This window comes from Paenirhizobium selenitireducens ATCC BAA-1503 (assembly GCF_000518785.1).
In the GTDB taxonomy this organism is placed as follows: Bacteria; Pseudomonadota; Alphaproteobacteria; order Rhizobiales; family Rhizobiaceae; genus Allorhizobium; species Allorhizobium selenitireducens.
Genome location: NZ_JAEG01000001.1, coordinates 231,719 through 246,619, shown reverse-complemented (window position 1 = coordinate 246,619; position 14,901 = coordinate 231,719). Strand labels below are relative to the sequence as shown.

Annotated in this window: 15 protein-coding genes and 1 tRNA gene; 10 read left to right on the top strand and 6 right to left on the bottom strand. The window is 64.0% G+C overall.

Annotated features, from left to right (window positions below):
* The first annotated feature begins 293 nt into the window (after positions 1-293).
* A tRNA-Ser gene (locus L867_RS0101270) sits at positions 294-383 on the top strand.
* A gap of 84 nt (positions 384-467) precedes the next feature.
* Here the strand turns inward: L867_RS0101270 and L867_RS0101265 are convergent.
* Positions 468-863 carry a VOC family protein gene (locus L867_RS0101265; protein ID WP_028735196.1) on the bottom strand — a complete coding sequence of 132 codons (396 nt, stop codon included), beginning with the start codon at positions 861-863 and terminating at the stop codon, positions 468-470.
* A gap of 173 nt (positions 864-1,036) precedes the next feature.
* Positions 1,037-1,465 (bottom strand): tautomerase family protein, encoded by a 429-nt coding sequence (locus tag L867_RS0101260; RefSeq protein ID WP_028735195.1) that lies wholly within the window; start codon positions 1,463-1,465, stop codon positions 1,037-1,039.
* A 119-nt stretch (positions 1,466-1,584) separates the two neighbouring features.
* Here L867_RS0101260 and L867_RS0101255 point away from each other — a divergent pair, with 119 nt between their 5' ends.
* Together L867_RS0101255 and L867_RS28110 are read left to right on the top strand one after the other, a co-directional pair.
* Entirely contained in the window at positions 1,585-2,217 is a 633-nt protein-coding gene (locus L867_RS0101255) for a TetR/AcrR family transcriptional regulator (RefSeq protein ID WP_028735194.1), read from the top strand.
* 190 nt (positions 2,218-2,407) lie between these two features.
* Positions 2,408-2,530, top strand: a complete 123-nt coding sequence (locus L867_RS28110; protein WP_269748251.1) for a hypothetical protein — start codon at positions 2,408-2,410, stop codon at positions 2,528-2,530.
* A 44-nt stretch (positions 2,531-2,574) separates the two neighbouring features.
* On the opposite strand, the gene L867_RS0101245 is transcribed toward L867_RS28110, so the two are convergent.
* Positions 2,575-4,029 (bottom strand): cobyric acid synthase, encoded by a 1,455-nt coding sequence (locus tag L867_RS0101245; protein ID WP_028735193.1) that lies wholly within the window; start codon positions 4,027-4,029, stop codon positions 2,575-2,577.
* A 690-nt stretch (positions 4,030-4,719) separates the two neighbouring features.
* On the opposite strand from L867_RS0101245, the gene L867_RS0101240 reads away from it, so the two are divergent.
* The 4 genes from L867_RS0101240 (at position 4,720) to bmt (ending at position 8,917) form a co-directional block, all read left to right on the top strand.
* Positions 4,720-5,718 (top strand): ABC transporter substrate-binding protein, encoded by a 999-nt coding sequence (locus L867_RS0101240; RefSeq protein ID WP_028735192.1) that lies wholly within the window; start codon positions 4,720-4,722, stop codon positions 5,716-5,718.
* Between the two features lie 139 nt (positions 5,719-5,857).
* Positions 5,858-6,763, top strand: coding sequence for an ABC transporter permease (locus L867_RS0101235; protein ID WP_037172293.1), 906 nt, complete (start codon positions 5,858-5,860; stop codon positions 6,761-6,763).
* The gene (locus tag L867_RS0101230; protein ID WP_028735190.1) at positions 6,756-7,805 is read left to right on the top strand and encodes a quaternary amine ABC transporter ATP-binding protein; all 1,050 of its coding nucleotides are present in this window, start codon (positions 6,756-6,758) and stop codon (positions 7,803-7,805) included. The genes L867_RS0101235 and L867_RS0101230 overlap by 8 nt, the downstream gene beginning before the upstream one ends.
* Before the next feature lie 95 nt (positions 7,806-7,900).
* Entirely contained in the window at positions 7,901-8,917 is a 1,017-nt protein-coding gene (gene bmt, locus L867_RS0101225; protein ID WP_028735189.1) for a betaine--homocysteine S-methyltransferase, read from the top strand.
* Positions 8,918-8,924: 7 nt separating this feature from the next.
* Here bmt and L867_RS0101220 read toward each other — a convergent pair whose 3' ends face one another.
* The gene (locus L867_RS0101220) at positions 8,925-9,959 is read right to left on the bottom strand and encodes a glycosyltransferase family 2 protein (protein WP_146086579.1); all 1,035 of its coding nucleotides are present in this window, start codon (positions 9,957-9,959) and stop codon (positions 8,925-8,927) included.
* Between the two features lie 214 nt (positions 9,960-10,173).
* Between L867_RS0101220 and L867_RS24295 the strand changes: the two genes are divergently transcribed.
* Together L867_RS24295 and L867_RS0101210 are read left to right on the top strand one after the other, a co-directional pair.
* A complete protein-coding gene (locus tag L867_RS24295) occupies positions 10,174-11,922 on the top strand; it encodes an O-linked N-acetylglucosamine transferase, SPINDLY family protein (RefSeq protein ID WP_051438754.1) in 1,749 nt (582 codons plus the stop codon).
* A 60-nt stretch (positions 11,923-11,982) separates the two neighbouring features.
* On the top strand, positions 11,983-12,336 hold the full coding sequence (locus L867_RS0101210) for a hypothetical protein (protein WP_028735187.1): 354 nt from the start codon (positions 11,983-11,985) through the stop codon (positions 12,334-12,336).
* 16 nt (positions 12,337-12,352) lie between these two features.
* Here L867_RS0101210 and L867_RS0101205 read toward each other — a convergent pair whose 3' ends face one another.
* Positions 12,353-13,102, bottom strand: a complete 750-nt coding sequence (locus tag L867_RS0101205; RefSeq protein ID WP_028735186.1) for a phosphodiester glycosidase family protein — start codon at positions 13,100-13,102, stop codon at positions 12,353-12,355.
* A 210-nt stretch (positions 13,103-13,312) separates the two neighbouring features.
* Here L867_RS0101205 and L867_RS0101200 point away from each other — a divergent pair, with 210 nt between their 5' ends.
* Positions 13,313-14,023, top strand: coding sequence for a ParA family protein (locus L867_RS0101200; RefSeq protein ID WP_028735185.1), 711 nt, complete (start codon positions 13,313-13,315; stop codon positions 14,021-14,023).
* A gap of 4 nt (positions 14,024-14,027) precedes the next feature.
* On the opposite strand, the gene L867_RS0101195 is transcribed toward L867_RS0101200, so the two are convergent.
* Positions 14,028-14,732, bottom strand: a complete 705-nt coding sequence (locus tag L867_RS0101195; protein ID WP_028735184.1) for a 4Fe-4S dicluster domain-containing protein — start codon at positions 14,730-14,732, stop codon at positions 14,028-14,030.
* Positions 14,733-14,901 lie beyond the last annotated feature (169 nt).

Sequence of the window (14,901 nt, the reverse complement as noted above, 5' to 3'; positions counted from 1 at the left end):
GCCCCCTGCCGCCGCCGATCTGCCCTGAGGCAACCGGCCAACCGTCCTGATACGATGCAGTAAATCGGCCACAACATGGCAGAATTGCGAACAATTGGCTCAAACTGTCCAGAACAAATGCCAGCATGGTTAACAGATAGACAACAACAGTAACGACATACTATGTGCGGAATAGACGGTAGTTGCGGAGACGAACCCGGATTGCCGTCGCGATGCAGGGCCTCGGCCGATTCCTCGCCGCACTCAAAACCGTCTTGCCAAGCGCCCTGTCATTGCGCATAAGGCGGTTTACCGGAGGAGTGTCCGAGCGGTTTAAGGAACCGGTCTTGAAAACCGGCGTGCGGGAAACCGTACCGTGGGTTCGAATCCCACCTCCTCCGCCATCCCGACGATTGCACGCTACAGCACGATATTCTGCGCGGCAGCACGATGACACTCCGATCACCGCATGGCCATCACACGGCAGTCTACGATAGACAGTCCAGCATCCACTGGACACCGAACCGATCAGTGAGTTTACCGTAATAGCTCCCCCACGGCTGCACTGCGAGATGTGTGGTGATCTTGCCGCCATCGGCAAGCGCCGTGAATAATCTGTCTGTAGAGGCGCGGTCGTCCATGATGAGAATGTGAGCGGAGCCTCGCATCGGCTCGGCATCGTGATTGTCCGAGGCGAAGAACAGAAGACCGGGTCCCTCGAAGCGGGCGTGCATGACTTTGCCGCGCATGCCTTCGCTGGCGAGCGGCACTCCGTGGTCGCCATGACGCATGAGCGCCGTGACCCGACCAAGGCCACATTTGGTATAGAAGTCGAGCGCTGCTTCACACTGGGTCGTGAAAAAGAGATAGTTGGCAAGCTGCATGGCATGACCTCCAATATGCTACCAGACCGCGAAATCTTCGCGTCTCGCAGTCTAGAGCAACGCGTTCTGACGAGCGTTGCTCTAGTTCTTTGTTGTCGCATCGTTCCTGCAAAAACCGTTTTCCACTTTTCCGCACGATGCTCTGGCCTTGAGTAATTTAGCGATGCGAAACGCTACAGGGCGACACCGGCGCCCACTATGGCCTCGACCAAGCTAGCATTATCGTAGCTGCGGCCGGCAATGCCCCAAGCTCCTTCGGGAGCGTAGACGATGTTCGACCAGATATGTTCACGCTTCAGCCGTCCTCCGGCGGCCTTCTCGACGATATCCGTTGCTTTCTCAATAAAGGCGCGCTTCGCCTCAGGCGTCGCCAGCGCGATCTCGGGGAGCTTGAGTTCGACAAAAGCTGCCGCCGCCACCTTGCCGCCGGCACGTATATTTTCGCTGGGCAACACGTTGATCGAGCCAACGATGTTGGCCGCCATGAAGGTATTCCCCGTCAGACCCGAGACTTCAAGAAGCGCGTCGGTCAGGCTGGAAAAGGCATCGGCCTGCGCTTGTGCTGATAGCAGCCCCTCGGGCACGGTAAGCGTAATAGGCATGGAAATCTCCTTGTTTGAATGGGAACGGCATTTGATATATACCGAGTACTCTCTATCCATAAACGTGGATCGCTCTCTACGCAACAGATAAAGAGCGATCACTCTTAATAAGGACGATCATGCGTTACAGCCCGGAGCATAAACAGGAGACCAAATCCAAGATCGTAGCCGCAGCGGGCCGGGTTTTCCGGGAGGAAGGCTATGGTGGCGGGGGCATCGAGGCATTGACCAAGGCCGCAGGCGTCACCAACGGCGCCTTCTATGGGCACTTTAAATCCAAGAGCGAAGCCTTCCGCGTCGCCGTGCTGTCGGGCTTGGAAGAGTTGCGGCAAGGAATTGCAGCGCTCAAAGGCAGCGACCAGACGAACTGGCTGACGACCTTCGTGGGTTTCTATCTTGGTTACAAACGGACCTGCGATCTCGGCGAAAGCTGTGCCTTGCCGAGCCTGTCCACCGATGTGATGCGCGCCGATGACGATACGCGCGCTGCTTATACGGCGGAGTTGATGCGCCTCGTCGACGAGGTCGCCGCAGGTTTGCCGGACAATGATGCCCCAGACACTCCAGTCGGTTCGCAAAAAGATCAGGCGATCGTACTGCTCGCCATGCTGAGCGGAGGCGTTACACTTGCCCGAGCCGTATCGGACCGGGAATTGTCGGACCGCATCGCCCGCCTCGTAGCGCAGGCAGCGTTACGCTTGACCGGTCAGAAAGCGTTGGACAGCGCGCATTCGAGTTCTGCCGATCATTAAAGTTGTGCGGCGTTAGAGGGCTATAGCGTACATCTAGTGCCCATCATCGTCGGGCGCGGCCCGCCATGCCCACCATATTTCTGGACTGAAATAAAAACGCCGACCGTTCGGATTTTACCGATGGGTTTAGGCCGAACGGAACCAGTTTTGCCGCAATGTGGTTGTAGGAGCGAGTATCAGGAGCAAATACATGCGCGCCATATTCTTAGTGATCATCGCCTCGGTGCTCAGCATCCTGGCCTTCAAGTACAATGACAACTCGATGGGCCAGAACCAGTTGATGGCCTCGCCGGTCGACGTCGCCGCGGAATAGCGTTGTCGGGCGCGATGCTACGGCTTGACCGGCCGTGACTTTCGCTAACCCAGCCATTGCCGCAGCCACTCGGGCGCCAGGCGCGCCTCAAGTTCTTCGGCCAATTCGTCCAGCGCCGTTTCGACGCCCTGGCGGTAGTCGCCTCCCCCGCCGCTGATGCCAAAGCTTTCCAGCAGTCTGGCCCGGTAGGAGTCGCTCGTGAACAGGCCGTGCAGATAGCTGCCCATCACACGTCCATCCCTTGAGCGCGCGCCATCGGGCCGCCCTTCGATCATCACTGCCGCCCGCGCGCAATCCGGGCCTTGCGTCACCCCGAGATGTATCTCGTAGCCCGAAAGATCCGCGTCGAATTCGAGCGAGCGGGCGCGGCTGTTGCGCACCGTCTTTTCCGGCGCCATCACGGTATCCACGTCCAGCAGAGCGAGACCGTCAACCGTTCGGCTCTCTCCCTCCAGCCCAAGCGGATCGGCGACGGTTCGCCCGAGCATCTGGTAACCGCCACAAATCCCGATCACGCGGCCACCCCGCCGGACATGAGCGGCGAGATCGGCGTCCCAGCCGTTGACCCGCAGATCCTCGAGATCGCCGATCGTCGATTTCGACCCTGGCAGGATGACCAGGCCTGCGTCGGAAGGCAAGCGTTCGCCGGCCCGCACATAGACGAGGTCCACCTCAGGCTCCGCGGCCAGCGGATCGAAATCGTCGAAATTGGCAATGCGCGAAAGCACCGGCACGGCGATCTTCAGCGCGCCCGTCCGGCCACTGGCTAACCGCTCCAGCACCACCGAATCCTCGGCCGGCAGCCGCCCGGCGGCCTTCAGCCAGGGCACGACGCCAAAGCAGGGCCAGCCGGTGAAGCGGCCGATCGCCTCGATGCCGTCGTCGAACAGGCTGACGTCGCCGCGGAACTTGTTGATGATGTAGCCGACGATCTGGCGGCGGTCCTCGTCCGGCAGGATCGTGTGCGTGCCGACCAGCGAGGCGATCACCCCGCCCCTGTCGATGTCGCCGACCAGCACCACGGGCACGCCGGCACGGGTGGCAAAGCCCATATTGGCGATGTCGCCGGCCCGCAGGTTGATTTCGGCGGGCGAGCCCGCCCCTTCGACGACGACCAGGTCCGCGCCGTCCTTGATCGTCTCGAAGCTCTCCAGCACGGCGGAGAGCAGCTGCGGCTTCAGCTTCTGGTAATCGCGCCCCCTGGCCTGACCGAAGACCTTTCCCTGCAGGATGATCTGGCTGCCGGTTTCGGACTGGGGTTTCAGCAGCACGGGGTTCATGTGCACCGAGGACGGCACCCGGCACGCCAGCGCCTGAAGCCATTGCGCCCGGCCGATCTCGCCGCCATCGTCGGCGACGGCGGCATTGTTGGACATGTTCTGCGGCTTGAACGGCCTGACCTTCAGGCCGCGATTGGCGGCAAGCCGGCAGAGCCCGGCGACGAGAACCGTCTTGCCGACGTCCGATCCGGTACCCTGCAGCATCACAGCCTTTGCCATCGCACATCCCCAACGGTCATCGTCTCACGCGAAGCCAGATATGCCCGACCGAGGGCAAAGACACCCGCCCGGCCGCGCCATGGCGCACCGCGTCCACGCCGCACGCAATCGTGGCGAGACCGCCCGCGGCGCTGCGCGATGCTTCCCCCTTGCGCCAGTTCGCCTGAAATCACAATAGGCTGACCGTCGACGGCGTGCACCGTGCGTCGATGGCGTGCACCGTGCGATTCTTCGATGTCGAGGGAGGAAGCGGCGGGCCACGACAGGGCCCTTTCGCCGAAAGAACTGCAGCGCTCCGGGACGCAATACCAACTCCGGAGGCGCTGACGGCAGTTACGCGCCGTTGGGAGCTTTGTAGCGCGGCATTTCTTACCGGATGGTTAGCTCGCCGTTATCGATTGACGAATTTTGGATTTTTTTCTCCGATCACGTTCGGCCTCCAGCGTGGTTCCGTCCCGTCAGCGGATCACGTCAGAGGATACCAGTCGACCATCCGAGATTGATTTCTGCGCCGGAACCCGTAGGCTGCCCGGCATGGCCCGATCGATCCGCCGGCACCGACCGTTCGACACCAATACGGGCATGGCTTGTTTCCGGCCGGTTTCGCCCTAGGTGCCAAGGATCAGCACCATGTCCCTCGCGCCGCCGCCGATGCGTCGCCAAAGATCGAGACTGGGAGGTCTTAAACCCATGAATAAGCTCATCGCATCCACCATCCTTGCCGCCGGCCTCTATGCTTTGCCGGGTGCGGTCCAGGCGGCCGAATGCGGCGAGGTGACGATCGCCGAGATGAACTGGGCTTCGGCCGGCGTCGCCGCCCATGTCGACAGGATGATCCTGGAAGGCGGCTATGGCTGCAAGGCGACGCTGGTGACCGGCGACACCATGCCGACCTTCACCTCGATGAACGAGAAGGGCGAGCCCGACATCGCCCCGGAAATGTGGGTGAACTCCGCCCGCGAAGTGCTGGAAAAGGCCGTCGCCGAGGGTCGCCTCCTGCAGCTTGCGCCAATCTTGAGCGACGGCGGGGTCGAGGGCTGGTGGATCCCGAAATTCATCGCCGACGCCAATCCCGAGATCAAGACCGTGCAGCAGGCGCTCGAACACCCGGAACTCTTCCCCGCGCCCGAGGATCCGTCCAAGGCCGCCTTGATCAATTGCCCCGCCGGCTGGAGCTGTCAGATTTCGACCGCCAATCTCTACAAGGCGCTCGGCGCCAAGGAGAAGGGCTTCGAGCTGATCGACACCGGCTCCGCCGCGGGCCTCGACGGATCGATCGCCAGCGCCTTCGAGCAGAAGACCGGCTGGCTCGGCTATTACTGGGCGCCGACCGCCATCCTCGGCAAGTATGAGATGGTGAAGCTGTCCTTCGGCGTCGGGCACGACAAGGCGGAATGGGATGCCTGCACCGCGGTCGCCGATTGCGCAGCGCCGAAGGTCAATTCCTATCCGGTCTCGGACGTCTACACCATCGTCACTCAGAAATTCGCCGAGAAGAATGCGGTGGCGATCGACTATCTGAAGACGCGCAAGTGGGACAACCACACCGTCGGAAAGGTGCTCGCCTGGATGGACGAGAACCAGGCGACCAATGAGGAGGCGGCAAAGCATTTTCTCGAAACCTATCCGGAGGTCTGGACCACCTGGCTTGCAGCCGACGTCGCCGAGAAGGTCAAGGCCGGCCTTTGATCCTTTGCTGATCGCAGCGACTGGTTGGCGGCTCACGCCGCGATCCCTGACCCGCCGCATTCGCGCGCGTTTGCCTGGGAGGATTGACTTGGGCGAGGGCAACGCCCGACGCGGCCGAAGAGACTGGAGGAGGTAGGACATGCTTTGCGATTATCTGCCGCAAAGGCTCTGCGAGTTTCCGGCGCTCGACGAAAACCTGCTGCGCGAGATGCGCAAGTCCGTCGACGCCGGCTTCAAGGCCTTCGTGCGCGCCTATGGCGACACGCTCGACAGCGCGCTTCAGCCGCTGCAATGGTTCCTCAACTGGCTGGAAAACCTGTTCGTCGGCGCGCCGTGGATTGTCTTCCTGGCGATCCTGGCGGCAATCGTCTACCTCGCCAGCCGCAGTCTGCGGATCACGCTCGGCACGCTCCTCTCCATGACCGCGATCGGCCTGGTCGGGCTTTGGCAGGACACGATGGTGACGCTTGCCATGGTCACCGTCTGCACGCTGATCTCGATCGTCATCGGCCTGCCGATCGGCATCCTCATGGCCCGTTCCGACCGGCTGCAATCGACCGTCAACCCGGTGCTCGACGTCATGCAGACCCTGCCGAGCTTCGTCTACCTGATCCCCGTCGTGATGATTTTTGGCATCGGCAAGGTGCCCGGCCTGATCGCCGTGGTGGTCTATGCCGTTCCGCCGATGATCAGGCTCACCAATCTCGGCATCCGGCTGGTCGACCGCGAGGTGCTCGAAGCGGCCGATGCCTTCGGATCCTCGCCGCGGCAGAAGCTGTTCGACGTGCAGATCCCGCTGGCGCTGCCGACCATCATGGCCGGCATCAACCAGACCATCATGATGGCGCTCGCCATGGTCGTCGTCGCCTCGATGATCGGCGTCGGCGGGCTGGGCCGGAACGTGCTTCAGGCGATCGCCAACCAGTTCTTCACCGTCGGCTTCCTCAACGGCTTCGCGCTGGTCGTCATCGCCATCATCTTCGACCGCACAAGCCAGGCTTTCGGCAAGCGGATCCAGCGCTATACCGAGGTCGTCCATGGCTAGCAGCATCGAGATCCGCGGACTCTACAAGATCTTCGGGCCGCGTGGCGGCGATTTCGTCGCGGCGGTGAAGGGCGGCATCGGCAAGGCCGAACTCAACGAGCGCTCAAGCCATGTGCTCGCCCTCAAGGACATCGACATCGCCATGCCGGCCGGCTGCATCACGGTGGTGATGGGCCTGTCCGGCTCCGGCAAGTCGACGCTGATCCGCCACATCAACCGGCTGATCGAGCCGACGGTCGGCGAGGTCCTGGTCGACGGCGTCGACGTCTGCCGCATGTCGCCGACGGAGCTTCGGGCGTTCCGCCGCGGCCGCACTGCGATGGTGTTTCAAAAATTCGCCCTCCTGCCGCATCGCACCGTCCTGGAAAACACCGTCTATGGCCTCGACATCCAGGGGATCGACCGCTCGGACAGCCTGACCAGGGCGCGGCGCTGGATCGAGCGCGTCGGTCTTTCAGGCTTCGAGAGTCACTACCCCAATCAGCTGTCGGGCGGCATGCAGCAACGCGTTGGCCTTGCCCGGGCGCTTGCGACCGATGCCGACATCCTGCTGATGGACGAGGCGTTTTCCGCGCTTGACCCGCTGATCCGCGTCGACATGCAGACCATGCTGCTCGATCTCCAGCGGGAACTGAAAAAGACGGTGGTCTTCATTACCCATGATCTCGACGAGGCGCTGAGGCTCGGCGACCGTATCGCCGTGTTGCGCGACGGCGAGGTGGTCCAGCAGGGCAGCGGCCAGCAGATCGTGCTGCAGCCGGCCGACGACTATATCTCCGCCTTCGTGCGCGAGGTGAATCGGACACGGGTGATCCAGGCCGGCGCGATCATGACGCCCAAGCCCGCGCCGCACGGTGGTCCGACCGTGCCCGTCGACGCGGTCCTCGAAATCGCCGCCCGGACCATGCTGGAGGCCGGCGCGACCGCAGCTGCCGTCATCGACGCCGCGGGACAGGTCGTCGGCTCGATCGATATGACCGCCACCATGGCCGCCATGGTGACGCCGGCCGGCCATCCCCATCGCTTCGACGCGGCGCAATAAACGCTGCCTCCCGCCCCTGCCCTTCCGTTTGTCCGTTGCAGCCCCGGGCAATAGGCATTAAATCCTGCAGCACAGATTTCATGAGGACCGAGAACATGGCGACCGCACCCAATCCGCTTTCCGAACTCCTGGCCGAGAAGGGCGTGCTGCTCGCCGATGGCGCGACCGGCACCAATCTCTTCGCCATGGGGCTCGAAGCCGGCGAAGCGCCGGAGCTGTGGAACGAGAGCCAGCCGGAAAAGATCACCAAGCTGCATCAGGACTTCGTCGATGCCGGCGCCGACATCATCCTCACCAATTCCTTCGGCGGCACGCGCCATCGCCTCAAGCTGCATCATGCGCAGGATCGCGTCCATGCGCTCAACAAGAAGGCGGCCGAGATCGCCCGCGCCGTTGCCGACAAGGCGCCGCGCAAGGTCATCGTCGGCGGTTCCGTCGGCCCGACCGGCGAACTGCTGCAGCCGCTCGGCGCCATGACCTATGACGAGGCGGTGGCCGCCTTTGTCGAGCAGATGGAGGGCCTGAAGGCCGGCGGCGCCGACGTCGCCTGGATCGAGACCATGTCCTCGGCCGACGAGATCCGGGCTGCGGCCGAAGCCGCCGTCAAGGTCGGGCTGCCGTATACCTATACCGGCTCGTTCGACACCGCCGGCAAGACGATGATGGGGCTCGACCCGAAGGACATCCACGGCGTCGCCAAGGACATCGGTCCGGGACCGCTCGCCGTCGGCGCCAATTGCGGCGTCGGCGCTTCGGACATTCTGGCGAGCCTGCTCGACATGACGGCCGCCGATCCGGCCGCGACCGTGATCGTCAAGGGCAATTGCGGCATTCCGGAATTCCGCGGTACGGAGATCCACTATTCCGGCACGCCGCCGCTGATGGCCGAATATGCGAGGCTGGCGCGCGATGCCGGCGCGAAGATCATCGGCGGCTGCTGCGGCACGTCCTGCGGCCATCTGGCCGCCATGCGCGCCGCGATCGACGGCTATACGCCGGGTCCGCGCCCGACCATCGAGACCATCGTCGAGAAGATCGGCCCGCTGCGCAACAAGACCGCGACCGAATCGGGCGCCCAGGAAAGCGGTCGGCGCACGCGCCGCCGCGGCTGAGCTCTCCTCAGGCGCCGGTTCCGGCCGGCGCCATCAGGGTCCTGACGAAGGTCACATAGCGATCCTTCAGGCCCGGCTGCAGCCGGTCGACCATCATCATGGCGATCTGGAACTCGACGAAGCTGTCCGGCTCCTCGAGCGCCATGGTCGCCAGATGCCGGACCGTTCCGTCATAGGCTTCCGGCGCGTTGGCGACCTTCTGGATGAAGGAGCCGAGCAGACGGTTGGTGACGATCCGACCGAGGCGCTGGCGCTGGTCCGGCGGCACCGGGCTTCCCTGCCGCATGGCGAACACGAAGGTGTCGAGATACATCAGCAGGCTGTCGAACTTGATCGCCTCGGCCGGCAGGCCGGCATTGCGATAGAGATCGACATACATGTCGCCGATCTTTTCCGCCGAATCCCAGTTGCCCATGTTGTAGCGGAACACCGTGCCCGGGTCGTGCGCCATCTTGCCGTAACAGATGAGCGCCAACAGCAGCGCCCAGTCGCAATACATGCCCTTGGTCGGATGGTGCTCGACGAAGTCGTGCAACAGCGCCGAGAAGACGTCGCGGCGAAACATGCTGTAGTAGAGGCTGTTATTGCCCTTGGCGCCGCCGATATACTGGCCCATGCGTTCGCCCGGATCCTCGTCTGTGAGCGCAAAAGCCTTGGAATGCATCGTGCCGTGCTTTTCGGCAAAGACGACGCTCACCGGCAGCACGCCCATGTAGTCGTAGGGAAGGCCGGCGAGATCGAAGGTCGGCTGGCCTTCGACGGCATGGATCTCGTCGTCGTCGCCCATCGGCATGACGAAGGGCGTCGTCGCCGCGTCCAGCGCCAGCCGCATGTTGGCGAAGGGCGAGGCGTTGCCGGCATCGATCCATGTGAGGCGCGGCGAGCGGTTGTGAAAATGGGCCCGCTTCTCCGGATCGCCGGAATTGTCGGACACGATCAGCACCGCGTCGCGTGCCTCGCAATAGGCGATCGCGCTGTCGATCGCCGCGCGCGACTGCGCGAGATTGCGATTGCTCGGCATGCAGATGGACAATTCTGGCATTGTGTAGGCTCCGACCTGGAAGGCGCCCGTCGCGGCACGCGACGTCATGGTTGTCTTGGCGCGAATCGACGGCCAATCGTCGCGACAGCCTTTCCATTCGCGCCTTGCCTGTCAACCAAACGCCATGCCGGCGGCAGGGCTCGCACCAGCCTTGGATAAGCCTCGGCCCCTAGCGTGCTGCCGAACTGTCGATTTCAGGGAAACACCGCCGAGAATGCCACCGCCCAAAGGACTGCCGGCAAAAGGACTGCCGGACGCGATCAACGCCTACCGGGCCGGCCGCTACCAGGACTGCGTCGCACTGCTGACGCCCCTGCTCGCCCGGACCGCGAGCGATGCCAGGCTGGTGCTGATGGCGGCCCAGAGCCATGCCAAGCTCGGCAATACGGAACAGGCGGCCCAGTTCTATGCGAAGGCCGCCGAACTCGACCCGCAGAACGCCCGCATGCTGCGCCTTCTGGCCGCCCGAAGCTTCAAGCGGGCACGGCGTCGGGCGCCGGCCCTCGTGCTGGCCCGCCAGGCGGCGCGCGGCGGTCCCTTCGACATCGAGGCGGAAAACACCTATCGCAGCCTGCTGCGCGAGCAATTGTGCCTCGAGGAATGCGAGGCCGAGGATGCCCGCCTGCTGGAGCGGATGAAAGCCGGAGAGGCCGCCGCCTTCGGCGTCGACGATCCGCACGACCACATCATGTGGTGCGACGACGAGAGCCTCAATGCCCGCATCACCCGGATGCATGGCGGCACTGCCTTCACGCCGCAGTCGCGGGCCGCGCGCCGGGCCGTGCCGCATACCTTCGCCGAGCGGATCCGTATCGGCTATCTGTCGAACGACGTCTGCGACCAGCATGCCACCATGCGCCTGTTCCAGGGCGTGCTCATGGCCCACGACCGCGAGCGTTTCGACGTCACCCTCTTCTGCTACACTGACGACGACGTGCTGTCGGCAGACCAGGGCATGCGGGCGCAGTACGGGCCGATCGTGCCGATCCGCGCGCTGGACGACGAGGCGGCCGCGGCGCTGATCCGCTCGCACGGCATCGACATCCTCGTCGACCTCAAGGGCCATACGCGCGGGGCGCGCGTCAGCCTCGTCAACCGTGGGCTGGCGCCGATCCAGGTCGCCTATCTCGGCTTTCCCGGCTGCGGAACCGGGATCGACTGCGACTACATTGTGTCCGACAGGATCGTCACGCCGGATGCGTCGAAGCCCTATTATCACGAGAAGTTCTGCCGCCTGCCGCACAGCTACCAGGCCAATGACGGCGCCCACCGCGCGCTGCCCCCGGCGGCCTCGCGCGACAGTCTCGGCCTGCCGGTCGACGCCTTCGTCATCGCCTCGTTCAATGCGGTCAGAAAGATTTCGCCGCGCACCGCAAGGCTCTGGGCCCGCGTGCTTTCGGCCATTCCGGAGAGCATTCTCTGGATGATGTGCGACGACCCGGACGCCCAGGCGAATTTCTGCGCCTTCATGGCCACGCTCGGCATCGACGCCGGACGCATCCATTTTGCCCGGCGCGCGGACTATCCCGAGCATGTCGCGCGCCTCCAGGCCGCCGACATCGCCCTCGACACCTTTCCGACCAACGGCCACACCACGACCTCCGACAAGCTCTGGGCGGGCCTGCCGGTGATCACCTGCAAGGGACGCAACTTTACCTCGCGCGTCTCGCAAAGCCTGCTGACCGCGCTTGGCCTGCCGGATCTTGTGGCCGAGAACGAGGACGGCATGGTCGAGCTCTGCGTCGCGCTGGCGAAGGATCCCGACCGCCTCGCCGAGATCCGCGGACGGATCGCGGCAAACCGCTTCGTCGCGCCGCTTTTCGACACCCTCCGCTTCACACGGCATCTCGAGCGGGCCTATGAGATGATGGTCGAGCGCGCGCGGCAGGGGCTCGAACCCGACCATTTCGACGTGCCGGAACTACCCTCGACGGATGGCGCGTTTTCCGCCGGGCGACCTTGATTATCCGGCCAATCCCAGACTATCACGACAGCCAAACATGCATGGAAGAAGGAGGCGTCAATGCCGCAAACCCAGACATCCACTCTCGACAGCGCCACGGTCGCCGACAAGCTGCGCAGCCTGGTCGAGACCGACAAGGCCTTTCTCCAGCTCGTCTTTGAGAACCCGGAACACGACGACGTCCTGTTCGACGGCCTTGCGCTCTATATCGACCGCGAAAGCGAGGCGAAGTTTCTCAACTCGCTGAAGCTGGAGCGCTGCGGCGAATGGCTCGGCAATGCCGCGCCCGCCCGTCTGCAGATCCGGCTGATGGAGGCCGCTCGCTCGAGCCAGCATCCCGCCTATCTCGCTTTGCGCAACGGTCTTGTCCGCTCCGGCGGCCTGGAGCGCGCCTATCCGAAGGCTGCGGTCTGAGGCGCGGTTCGTCGCTTTATTGTGGCACGGTACCAATCACCGCGATGATCGGCCCCAGTGGAAACAGCCGGTCGCGCCGCCCCGTTCCCGCGTCGTAGAGGCTCGAAATCGTGCCGTCGAGGTAGAGCGCATTGCGGCAGCCGAGCGCGTCGCGGAACAGCAGGGCGAAATCGTAGAATCGCACCGGCGTCTCCGAAATCACCATATGCACCCTGCCCGCCTGATCGACACCGATGCCATTGCGGATCTTCAGGCTGTCGCTGTCAGGCAGGAAACGCGGGTGGATCTGTCCGTCGATCACCAGCATCGGCCCGGACTGGGTGGCATAGTCGGACGCGATCTGATCCTTGATGTAGCGCGCGGTTTCCGTCACCCCTGCCCGGCCGTCCTTCAGCCAGAAGACGCCGTTCGGCAGCAGGTGAAAATTGCCCCAGCCGGCCTTGGTGCTGATCGCCTGCCGCTCGAATCCATGTTCGACGAACAGCCCGACCGCCGACAGGTCGTCGTGATACATGCCGCCATTCATCGCGATGATCGGGTAGTGCCGCTCCTTCCAGAGCTGGCGAGCGAGGGAATCAAAACTGCCGAAAGGCTGGCCCTGCGGGTCGCGGTGATAGATTCGCATCAGGGAACGGGCCGGATCGACGGTGCAGACGGTGTAGGAAACCCCGCCATTCTGGAGCGTCGAACAGGCATCTTGCGCCTTTGCAACCGTCGCCTGCAGCGCTGCAAGCAGCAAAAGCAAGGTGATGAAAATCAACCGCATGACGCCCCGCCTTAAAGTCCGGCGACAGCTTTACCGCCTTATCCGGCGCGCCGCCAGCCGGAGATCGGCCCGAACGATTACTAACGAAACATTCCAGGCATTTACGTTCCATTAACCATCGCCGCCAAAGATGTCCGTCAGGCAGCATGCCCCACGCTGCAAATTGGAGCGATGACTTGGCTCGGACCCTTTTTTTATGAAGGAAATGATATGCCAGTACTGACATTTGCCAATACCAAGGGCGGCGCCGGCAAGACCACGGCAGTCCTCATTCTCGCCAGCGAACTCGCCGGACGCGGCAACCGCGTGACCATCCTCGATGCCGACCCGCGCGGCTGGATCAGCCGCTGGCATGCGATTGCCGGCGCAAGCAGCCTGATTTCGGTTGCCCCCGTTAACGAAGAAACGATCGAAGCCGCGACCGCCAGGGCGAAGAAGCGCGGCGGCTATATCCTCATCGACCTGCCGTCCAGCCAGGACGCGCTGCTTGCCAAGGCCGTCGGCCTTGCCGATCACGTGCTGATCCCGGTCCAGGGCTGCGCCATGGATGCCCAGGGCGGCGCCGAGGTGCTGGAACTGCTGAAAGAACTCGACGAAAGCTGCGACGTGCGCATTCCGCATTCCGTCGTGCTGACCCGCGTCAACGCCGCGGTGACCACCCGCGCGCTGCAGGCCGCCAAGGATTTCCTCGCCGCGCGCGGTATCTCCACCCTGTCTGCGGCGATTGCCGAGCGCGCCGCCTATCGCGACGTCTTCGACAAGGGCGGCATGCTGCAGGCGATGAACCCGGACGACGTCTCCAACCTGCCGAAGGCGCTGGAAAACGCCGCGCGCCTCGCCGACGCGGTCCTCGCCATGATGCCGCAGAAGGCCGCCCGTCCGGCTGCCGCACGCAAGGTCCCGGTCGCCAGGGCGGCCTGATCCTCTAGCCGGGAGGCAGGCCGAGCGCTTCCATGTGGAAGCGCAACTGCCCTTCCGAATAGCGAAATTCCGGGCCGACCGGACAGGCGCCACGGGCAAGGCAACCCTTGTCCATGCAGTGTGCACCGCCCAGGTCGGTGGCGAGGAAACGCCGGCAGGCCGCGACATCGAAGCGGCCGGCCGCAACCGCCCCCACCGGGCAACGCGTCAGGCACGGCTTGTCCCGGCAGTTGTCGCACGGATGGGCCGCGGACAAACGGCCCTCCCCCTCGTCCAATTCCTCGGAAAATCCCAGCGCCCCGCGATAGCCGTGCCAGAGGCCGTATCGCGGATGAATGAGAATGCCGAGCGGCGATGCCCGCAGGCCTTCGGCCATCACGGCCCAGCGCTGGAATGGTTGGTAAGGCGGGTCCGATGGATAGTAGGCGGTCGCACCGGTCTCCTCGGCAATGGCGCCGATCACCGCCTTCGACCAGCGATCGAGCGGATGATCCCCGCCCCGGTCCGGCTGTGCCGCCCGCCAGACGCAGAACGCTGGCCACATCGAGCCGCCGACATTGCCGATCAGCAGCACCGACCGCGCCGTTTGCCCGCCATCCAGCCGCGGCCCGCCCTCGCCTTGCGGAAAGCGCGCGGCGCCGCGCAGGTGCAGCCCATGCGGCGCGAGGCGCGCTGCGATGCTATCTTGAAATGGTGAAAGGCCGCTCATCGCACCTCCCTTACTGCCGAGTTGACCCCACGGGATCAGCCGACGGTGTTTTCGTCAACACTGTCGACGCGCGATCATGGAGACCCACTTCTCCCCAGCGGGGAGAAGAAAACCGAAAGGCCGCTCATCGCGGCCCCTCGTATTTGTAATGCGGTCGCCAGACCGATTC

What these genes read in the sequence shown, in the direction of transcription:
- L867_RS28110 (WP_269748251.1), top strand. Translation starts at nt 2,408, where the DNA reads ATGCGCGCCATATTCTTAGTGATCATCGCCTCGGTGCTCAGCATCCTG.
- L867_RS0101230 (WP_028735190.1), top strand. Translation starts at nt 6,756, where the DNA reads ATGGCTAGCAGCATCGAGATCCGCGGACTCTACAAGATCTTCGGGCCG.
- L867_RS0101265 (WP_028735196.1), bottom strand. Translation starts at nt 863, where the DNA reads ATGCAGCTTGCCAACTATCTCTTTTTCACGACCCAGTGTGAAGCAGCG.
- L867_RS0101205 (WP_028735186.1), bottom strand. Translation starts at nt 13,102, where the DNA reads ATGCGGTTGATTTTCATCACCTTGCTTTTGCTGCTTGCAGCGCTGCAG.
- L867_RS0101220 (WP_146086579.1), bottom strand. Translation starts at nt 9,959, where the DNA reads ATGCCAGAATTGTCCATCTGCATGCCGAGCAATCGCAATCTCGCGCAG.
- L867_RS0101210 (WP_028735187.1), top strand. Translation starts at nt 11,983, where the DNA reads ATGCCGCAAACCCAGACATCCACTCTCGACAGCGCCACGGTCGCCGAC.
- L867_RS0101200 (WP_028735185.1), top strand. Translation starts at nt 13,313, where the DNA reads ATGCCAGTACTGACATTTGCCAATACCAAGGGCGGCGCCGGCAAGACC.
- bmt (WP_028735189.1), top strand. Translation starts at nt 7,901, where the DNA reads ATGGCGACCGCACCCAATCCGCTTTCCGAACTCCTGGCCGAGAAGGGC.
- L867_RS24295 (WP_051438754.1), top strand. Translation starts at nt 10,174, where the DNA reads ATGCCACCGCCCAAAGGACTGCCGGCAAAAGGACTGCCGGACGCGATC.
- L867_RS0101195 (WP_028735184.1), bottom strand. Translation starts at nt 14,732, where the DNA reads ATGAGCGGCCTTTCACCATTTCAAGATAGCATCGCAGCGCGCCTCGCG.
- L867_RS0101240 (WP_028735192.1), top strand. Translation starts at nt 4,720, where the DNA reads ATGAATAAGCTCATCGCATCCACCATCCTTGCCGCCGGCCTCTATGCT.
- L867_RS0101245 (WP_028735193.1), bottom strand. Translation starts at nt 4,029, where the DNA reads ATGGCAAAGGCTGTGATGCTGCAGGGTACCGGATCGGACGTCGGCAAG.
- L867_RS0101255 (WP_028735194.1), top strand. Translation starts at nt 1,585, where the DNA reads ATGCGTTACAGCCCGGAGCATAAACAGGAGACCAAATCCAAGATCGTA.
- L867_RS0101235 (WP_037172293.1), top strand. Translation starts at nt 5,858, where the DNA reads ATGCTTTGCGATTATCTGCCGCAAAGGCTCTGCGAGTTTCCGGCGCTC.
- L867_RS0101260 (WP_028735195.1), bottom strand. Translation starts at nt 1,465, where the DNA reads ATGCCTATTACGCTTACCGTGCCCGAGGGGCTGCTATCAGCACAAGCG.